Genomic DNA, 8,515 nt, shown 5'->3' with positions numbered 1-8,515 from the left:
GACAACCAGGCTGGCCAGATCGCCAGCCAGGGCCTGCTCAAGGTGCTGGCCGCCAGCGTCGACAACAGCCAGCGCGGCACCCTGGCCGCCAATGGCCCGCTCACGCTCGACAGCCGCGGGGCGCTCAACAACTCAGGCGATGGCCTGATCTACAGCCAGCAGGGCGACGTAGGCCTGCAGGCGGCCAGCCTGAACAACGCCAAGGGCACCGTGCAGGCCAAGGGCGCGATCACCGTGCAGGCCACCGGCCTGCTCGACAACCAGGGCGGCAAGCTGATCGCCCAGGACGGCGCGCTGACCGTGACCGCCGACACCCTCGAAAACCGCGGCGGCATCCTCGCCAGCCTCAAGCAGGCGCTGGGTGTGCGCACCACCGGCGTGCTGCGCAACGGCAGCGACGCCACTGGCCAGCGCGGCATCCTCCAGGCGCTGAGCCTGGATGTGCAGAGCGCCAGCCTCGACAACCACGGTGGGCGCATCGCCGCGCTCGGCGGTGATACCGTAATCCGCACCGGGCAGCTGGACAACCGCGATGGCGGCATCTCCGCCAGTGGCCTGCTCAAGGTCACCGGCGCCAGCCTGCTCAACGGTGGCGACGTGCGCGGCGAGATGGTCGGCCAGCGTATCGAACTGGGGCTGAGCGGCGCCCTGGACAACCACTCCGGCATCATCGAAAGCGCCAGTACCCTCGCCATCACGGCCGCCACTCTGGACAACCAGGGCGGGCAACTGCGTGCCGTGGGTACCAGCGGCAAGAGCCAGTTCGCCATTGGCGGGTTGTTCGACAACCGCAATGGCCAGGTGGAGATCGGCAACAGTGACCTGACCCTCGGCGCCGGCCTGCTGCAGAACGTCGGTGGCAAGGTGCTGCACGCCGGCAAGGGCGTGTTCGACATCGACACCGCCAACCTTACCCGTGCCGGCGGCAGCCTCAGCACCCGCGGCGGCCTGACCCTGACCGCAGACAGCTGGACCAACGGCAGCGCCATCCAGGCCGGGCGCCTGACGGTCAATGTCAACAACCTCACCCAGACCGCCGGCGGCCAGTTGCTGGCATTCGACAGCCTGGTGGGCAATGGTGGCAACTGGAGCAACGATGGCCTGATCGCCAGTGACGGCGATCTTAGCCTGAACCTGGGCGGCAGCTACGACGGCAATGGCCGGGCCAGCAGCCAGGGCACACTGGGGTTGAGCGCGGCGCAGATGACCCTTGGCGCTAATGGCAGCATCACGGGCGTAGGCAACACCACGGTCAATGTGGTGGGCCTGCTGACCAACCAGGGGCGGCTGAGTTCGGCGGGGGATCTGCTGGTCAACGCCGGTAGCGTGAACAACCTGGGGACTTTGGGTGGCAACCAGTTGGTGCGGGTGACCAGCGGCAGCCTGCGCAATGACCGTGGGCTGCTGTTTAGCGGCGGGGACATGCAGCTGTATACCGGCGCCTTGACCAACTTCTATGGCGACGTCTACAGCCTGGGTGGCTTGACGGTGGCCGGCAATGCCGCGGGCGGGCTGGCGAACAAGGTGGAGAACATTTCCGGCAGCCTCGAGAGTGCCGGGGACATGCGCCTGAATGCGCAGGCCATCGAGAACCGAAAAGAAATTTTCAAGACCACGGGGACACCGACGTGGAGCTCGATTGGCATGCGCCAGACGGGTTCTGGCGCTGGCCACATGGTGCTTGAGGAGTATTTCGAGAGAAAGGTAGAGATTGATTCGCCTGCCGGGGCCATCCGAGCTGGTCGCGATATGTTCGTGCTTGGTGGCCGGTTGGAAAACTCGGCTTCGGTAATCACCGCTCAACGTGACATCGCGGTCAATGTCCAGGACTTCCTCAACAAAGGCGAGGCTCTTGGTACCTATACGGAGTTGAAGTCGTTCGCGCTTTCGGGTGTCGACAGGGTCAAATACGCTATTCCGTACTTTGCAGCAGTGATGCGCTACAACGCAGCCAACGACCCAGGGTATACAAGGGTCGCCAGTAACAATCCTAGAAATCTGGTAGGTACGATCCGTCTGTGGGATGCCAACTGGAACGAGTCCCGGAGCAGGCCTACGACTCGTCTCGGCGGTACCGCAAACTACAACACAGTCGTCACCATCGGTTGGAAGAGTTGGTCCGACGATTTCGCGATCAGTGCGCTTAATATTGCGCCGGCATACAACCCTGATGTGAGGGCGCCGCTGCCCTCGCAGATCCAAGGTGTCACGTTCTTCGACAAGCGCACTATCGTGCATGACACCCAGGTTGGTTCGGCGAATGCCGTGGTCCAGGCTGGCGGTCGGGTCAGCATCAACGCGACCAAGGATCTGAGCAACAGCGTCATCCAGGAGGGGGTGACGATTAATGCCCCAGCAGGCAAGGCGTTCGATCCGAAATTGCCAGGGGCGTCGGGCAGTACGCTTATCAATATCCATGCCCAACTTCCCCCTGACCTTGCACAACAGCAGGTCAATCCGCTTGCCTTGGGCGGCTTCACGTTACCCACCGGCCAGAATGGCCTGTTCCGTCTGAGTGGACAGGGTGGGAGCGCTTCGGGTAGCCCGGCCCAAAGCTGGAAGCTAGGCGGCGCAGACGTCACGATCCAGGAGCGTCAGGCGATGGTGTCCGGCACCCAGCCTGGGGCGCTGCAGGCCATGGATGCCAGAGCATTAGAACAGAATCATCAACAAATCGACCGAATCGCCCATCAGAGTGGCGCCGTCGGTGGCAATGCCAGTGCCATCGGTGTCAACGCGCCGAATGGCGCGCCGGTTGATGTAGCCCTCCCGCAGCGACATCCCGGTGCCGATGTTCGCGAGCTGGCTGCCGGTGGCAACTTGGGAATCAGTGCTCGTCCTGACATCCCTGGGGTCACTCGGATGCCGGACAGCCAGTACAACAGCAAGCCCCACAAGTACCTGATCGAGACCAACCCGGTCCTCACCGACCTCAAGCAGTTCATGAGCTCGGACTATCTGCTCGGCAACCTTGGCTACGACCCGGACCAGAGTTGGAAGCGCCTGGGTGATGGACTCTACGAGCAGCGCCTGATCCAGCAAGCGGTGGTGGCGCGTACCGGCCAGCAGTTCATCGATGGCCAGACCTCTGGCGATCAGCTGTTCAAGTACCTGATGGACAACGCCATCCGCAGCAAGGACCAGCTCCAGCTGAGCCTGGGTGTGGGCCTGACGGCCTCCCAGGTGGCGGCGCTGACCCATGACATCGTGTGGATGGAAAAACACCAGGTCAACGGCGAGGAGGTCCTGGTCCCGGTGCTTTACCTGGCCCAGGCCAACAACCGCCTGGCCCCCAACGGTGCGTTGATTGCCGGCCAGGACGTACAACTGATCGCTGGCGAGAACCTGACCAACGTCGGGACCCTGCAGGCCAGCCGCAACCTGTCCGCCACCGCTGGCAACAACCTGGTCAACACCGGCCTGGTCCAGGCCGGAGAGCGGCTGGAGCTGCTGGCCGGCAACAACCTGAGCAACAGTGCTGGCGGCATCATCAGCGGGCGCGATGTGAGCCTGACGGCGGTCAATGGCGATATCCTCAACCAGCGCGACCAGGTGCGCGCCGTCACCAATTTCGGCGGCACCAGCCAGCACCAGGACTATCTGGACAGCGCCGCACGCATCGAAGCCGGTAACAGCCTCAGCCTCAATGCGGGTCAGGACATCCAGAACGTCGCCAGCGTGATCCAGAGCGGCGGCGACCTGTCCCTTAACGCCGGGCGCGATGTCAGCATGCTGTCGGTCGAGGAGCGCGAAGGCTTCTACAGCGACCGGCACCGCAACAACACGGTGCAGCAGCACGGCGCCACGGTCACCGCTGGTCGCGACCTGAGCATCGGCGCCGGCCGCGACCTCACTGCCGTGGCCAGCCAGATCGACGCGGGCCGCAACCTCACCCTGGCTGCGGGCGAAGACTTGAACTTGAGCTCCGCCGCCAACGAAGCGCACAGTTTCAGCCGCAGCAAGAAGGTCACCCAGTCCAAGGACCAGGTCACCCAGGTCTCGACCACGCTCAAGGCTGGCGGCGACGTATCGCTGTCTGCCGGCCAGGACATGGCCATCATTGCCAGCCAGGTCAAGGGCAAGGGCGATGTCGACATTGACGCCGAGCGCGACCTGACCATCGCCTCCGACCAGAACGAAAGCGCGTCCTACTACCTGAAGAAGAGCAAGGGTTCGTTCGGTCGCAGCAGCTCGACGCAGAAAGAGAGCTACCACAGCACCAACGTCGCCTCGGTGATCGAGGCCGGTGGCGATCTCACGGTCAACGTCAGCAAGCAGGCCGATGGTGGCATCGCCATTGACGGTGGCCGCGATGTCTCGGTGATCGGCAGCCAACTCAAGGCCGGCGGTGATGTCATGCTCGGTGCCACTGGCGATGTGGCGGTGCTGTCCGGCGTCGAGGAGCACGGCGAGTACAGCAAGAAGACCAAGTCCGGCTTCCTGGGCCTGTCGAAGAGCGGCAAGAGCCAGCTGCAGACCCGCGCCACGCAGGTGGGCAGCGAGCTCGATGCCGGAAACGACATCGTTATCGCCGCAGGCAGCGATGTGCGCCTGCGCGCCAGCGAAGCGAATGCCGGCAAGGACGTCGAGCTGCGTGCGGGGTTGGTGGACAAGGAGGGTGACATCAACCTGGTGTCGGCCAACGATACCGCCTACAGCCACTCGGAACAGTACAAGAAAAAGACCGGGCTCTCGGTGTCAGGTGGCTTCATCTCCGTGGGCTCGGCGAAGAAGGCCGGCCAAGAGGCGCAGAGCAGTACCAGTGTGGGCAGCCAGTTGACCGCCGTGCAGGATGCCAGCCTGACCGCCGAACGCGATATCAATGTGACCGGCAGTGGCATTGCGGCAGGGCGCAATGTCAGCCTTAATGCCGGGCGCGACGTGAACGTGGCAGCTGCGCAGAACGAGCACAGCGAGCACCAGTGGTCGAGCGAGAAACGCACAGGTTTCGGCGTCTCCGGCGATGACAATGGCGTCAGCCTGTTCCTCGGCAGCGAGCAGCAGAAGGCCAAGGATCGCCTGGAGCAGCAACTGGCCGCCGCCAGTCAGATCCAGGCAGGCCAGGACCTGGATGTTCGCGCCGGGCGTGACATCAACCAGACCGGTTCCGACTTCAAGGCCAAGCACGACATCAATCTCGAAGCCGGTCGCGACATCAACATCGATGCCGCCCGCGAGCGTCTGCTGGTGGAGCACGAGCGCGAGCAGAAGAGCCAGGGCATCGGGGTCACGATCAACCATAACCTGGGCAACACCAAGGACGCGATCGAGGGCGCGGGTAAAGGTGAGAACGGTGTCAGCCAGACTTCCAGCACCTTGCGCGCGGTCGACGCTGTCAGTCAGTTCTTCGCCGGGCCTACCGCCGATGTGAAACTGGGTACCACCAAGCAAGGCAGCCGCGAGCGGGTGGTCGAGGAAAGTCAGCGTGGTTCCACCCTGGATGCCGGGCACGACGTCAACGTCAAGGCCGGCAACGATGTCACCATCAAGGGCGGGCAGTTGCAGGCGGGGCGGGACATCAGCATCAGCGGTCGAGACATCAACCTTGATGTAGCCAAGGGCAGCTTCAGCCAGGAAAACCAGCAGACCAAGAGCTGGGGTGGGATCCATGGCGGGACCACTGGCGGGATCAAGCTGGGAGCGGGTGGCAGTTATGGCGTCGCTGATCAGGACAGCATGCAGGGTACTTCGTCAGCGAGCCAACTCAACGCTGGTCGTGACGTCAAGCTCGATGCCAGCCATGACGTGAACATCATCGGCGGGCAGGTCCGTGCCGGACGCGACATTGACGTCGCTGCTGCCAACGACGTCAACATCCGCTCGGCGCAGAACGACAGCAACAGCCAAAACACTCGTCATAACGGTGGTGGCGAGGCAGGGTTGGCGTTTGGCGAAGGCAAGGTCGGTTTCTACGCCAGTGTCGATATCGGCAAGGGCGACCTGAAGCGTGAAGCCGAGCAGCAGCAACAGGCGTTCCTGTATGCCGGGGACCAGCTGAAGTTCAGCAGTGGCAAGGACACCACCATCGCCGGAGCGCAATTGCGTGGCGATGAGGTGATCGGCCGTGTGGGAGGCGATCTCAAGGTTGCTTCCGTAGCGGATACCGGCAAGGTCGAGGGCAAGGAGTTCGACCTGAGTGCAACGGTCTCCGTAGGTGTCGGCGCCAGTGTCAGCGGTTCGGTGGGCTACGGACAGACGACTGGCAAGACCAACTGGGTCCAGGAGCAGACACGCATCACCGGGGGGAACAAGGTCGACATTCGCACCGAACACCACACCCAGCTCGATGGCGCGTTGATCGCCGCCGACAACGGCAACCTCAAGCTCGACACGGGTACGCTGGGTTACAGCGATATCGCCGGCAAGGACAAGGAGCACGGTTATTACCTCAACGTCGGCGGCAGTTGGTCGCAGCCAAGCGGCGGCAAGTCCGAAACCCACGGCAACCTCAGTGGCTGGGAGTATGAAAAGGACCGCGAGCAGATCGTCCGTGCCACGGTGGGTGCTGGTGAGGTTACCGTGCGCCAGGATGCAGAGACTGGCAAGGACTCGGTAGCCGGGCTGAATCGGGATCTGGACAAGGCTTACGAGATCACTCGGGACCGAGAATCGCGGACTGATTTGTATGTGTCGGATACCTCTGTCAAGGCGGTTCTGAGCCCGAAGAAGACGTTGGAGCAGTGGCAGCAAAGTGCAGCTGAATATGGCGAGAACAGTGAAGAGGCCTTGCAGAAACTGGGTGATCTCTTCCTGACCGCACGGGCAGTGGGCAAAGGGGAAAATTGGGATGAAGTCAGCAAGGCAGTAGGCTTCGTTCAGTATAAGCGTGAAGCGATGCGTCAGTTTATGCGGCAACTGGGAAGCCGCAATGAAGAGACCCGTGCGGCGCTCGTCAGTACAGTCCTTGTCCAGATTTTTGGGGGGAAAGTTACCAAGGACTTTGATGTTGTTGCTCGGTACTTGACTGATCTGGCAGGCCAGGATCCTGTCAAGGCGCGTGATGTACTGACCAGTATGGCGGCGCTAGATGATCGAGCGCCTGGCCAGATGAATTTTGTCCCGGTCGCGTATGCTGGGTATGTAGTGATCAGCGCGCTCGCAGCCACTTTGGCTGCCAGCCAGCTTCCACCAGAGCGTCAGGCGGAAATGCAGGCTGCGGTGTCGAGGGCGATTGACGAGATCGAGGCTAATGTCAGCGATCTCAACAAGCGCGCGCAGATGATCAAGCTGATCGTCGAGGTGTCCCTGCAGAATGAAGGGCTGCCTATTCACATACTTGATCCGAGGCTGAAGAAGTACGAAGGATTGCTGGTTGAGAGCGGGACGCAGAACCCTAGCAGTGGTGGGTATGGCGAGGGCGGGCAGGTCGTCACGACGCCGCATACCGGCGGAAGTCAGCTTGATGGGCAGCACGGGCGAGATGTCTATGTGACCCCGAGCCACCAGCAGGATATCGGGCTTGTATTTTCCGAGAACCCTCTTGAAAACCAGGCCGCCCATGATCTCCTGACGGCAATCAATAGTATTCCATCCAAGACCCAGGCGACGAAAAGTGCCACGATGGTAGGTGCTTTCGATCCGCTGACAGGAAAAGTTGCGGTGGGAAGCAGTAACGCGTCGATTACTGCCGATTCACTGCATCCTGCCACGGTTGCTTATATAGAAACGCAGTTGGGAGTGAAGGTTGGTGAGTTTACGGACTTCTGCAAGAATAAGGTGGGTGCCTGCGCCGAAATTTCGGCGGCGGATCAACTGGTAAGGCAGGGTGCTGTGCCTGGGAACATCAAGTTTACTGAAGCTGTCAGGCCCCGTGATGTCTGGCGGCGAGACGATGTTCCTCCCGGCGCCATCATAAAAACTTGCGAAAATTGCGCGGTGACATGGCCTAAGGGGAGCCGGTAATGAGCCTTGATGAACAATGGGAACCTGGCTTCGGTACCATATACACATGGTTAGCCATGGATAGAGTTGGTCGAATTGCGGTCATGGTGAACAATTGTTTTGGTGATATTCCGAAAGTGCTCCTGGCACTGAACGGAGCGGAGGAAATGCTGGACACCCTCAGTGAATTCATGTGGGAGGAGTCTCAGGTCTTTCGGTCGTACCCACCTTTGAAGAAATGTGGCTTTACGGTGGACTTGTATTCGGCATGGCGCTGGCAAGGAAGAGACAAGGCTTTCGTGGTGGATGAGCTGTTGCGCGATCTCGAAGTGCGAGGAATCTACAGTGAAGCCAGCCTTGCCTTCAACAAAGGATTCTTTGTCTATCACGCTGTCGAAGGTTCTCGAGAGGGAGAGGATTTCCCCGTTGGGTTTGATGGGCCTACGAGTATGGGCGACTACTTCAGGTTTCTGGTGCCAGGGGAGTATGCATCGATTGAAGATTTTCCAGAGAGCCTGAGACCAGGAGTTGTCGTCTCTCAAACCTTGGATTTCAATTCGAAACAAGTGTTGAGTGGGAAATGTATCAACGAGTATTTTTGCGATTTGTATAGGCGCTAAGCTTGGGGCAAAAA

The 8,515-nt window shown here is 61.2% G+C and carries 2 protein-coding genes; both read left to right on the top strand.

The window, feature by feature from the left end:
• The coding region (locus BMY03_RS07955; RefSeq protein ID WP_177182892.1) for a hemagglutinin repeat-containing protein at positions 1-7,902 on the top strand (7,902 nt) is incomplete at its 5' end.
• Positions 7,902-8,501 carry a hypothetical protein gene (locus tag BMY03_RS07950; protein WP_094010743.1) on the top strand — a complete coding sequence of 200 codons (600 nt, stop codon included), beginning with the start codon at positions 7,902-7,904 and terminating at the stop codon, positions 8,499-8,501. The genes BMY03_RS07955 and BMY03_RS07950, both read left to right, overlap by 1 nt.
• Positions 8,502-8,515 lie beyond the last annotated feature (14 nt).

This window comes from Pseudomonas soli (assembly GCF_900110655.1).
GTDB lineage: Bacteria > Pseudomonadota > Gammaproteobacteria > Pseudomonadales > Pseudomonadaceae > Aquipseudomonas > Aquipseudomonas soli.
This window is presented reverse-complemented; position numbering and strand designations above follow the sequence as displayed.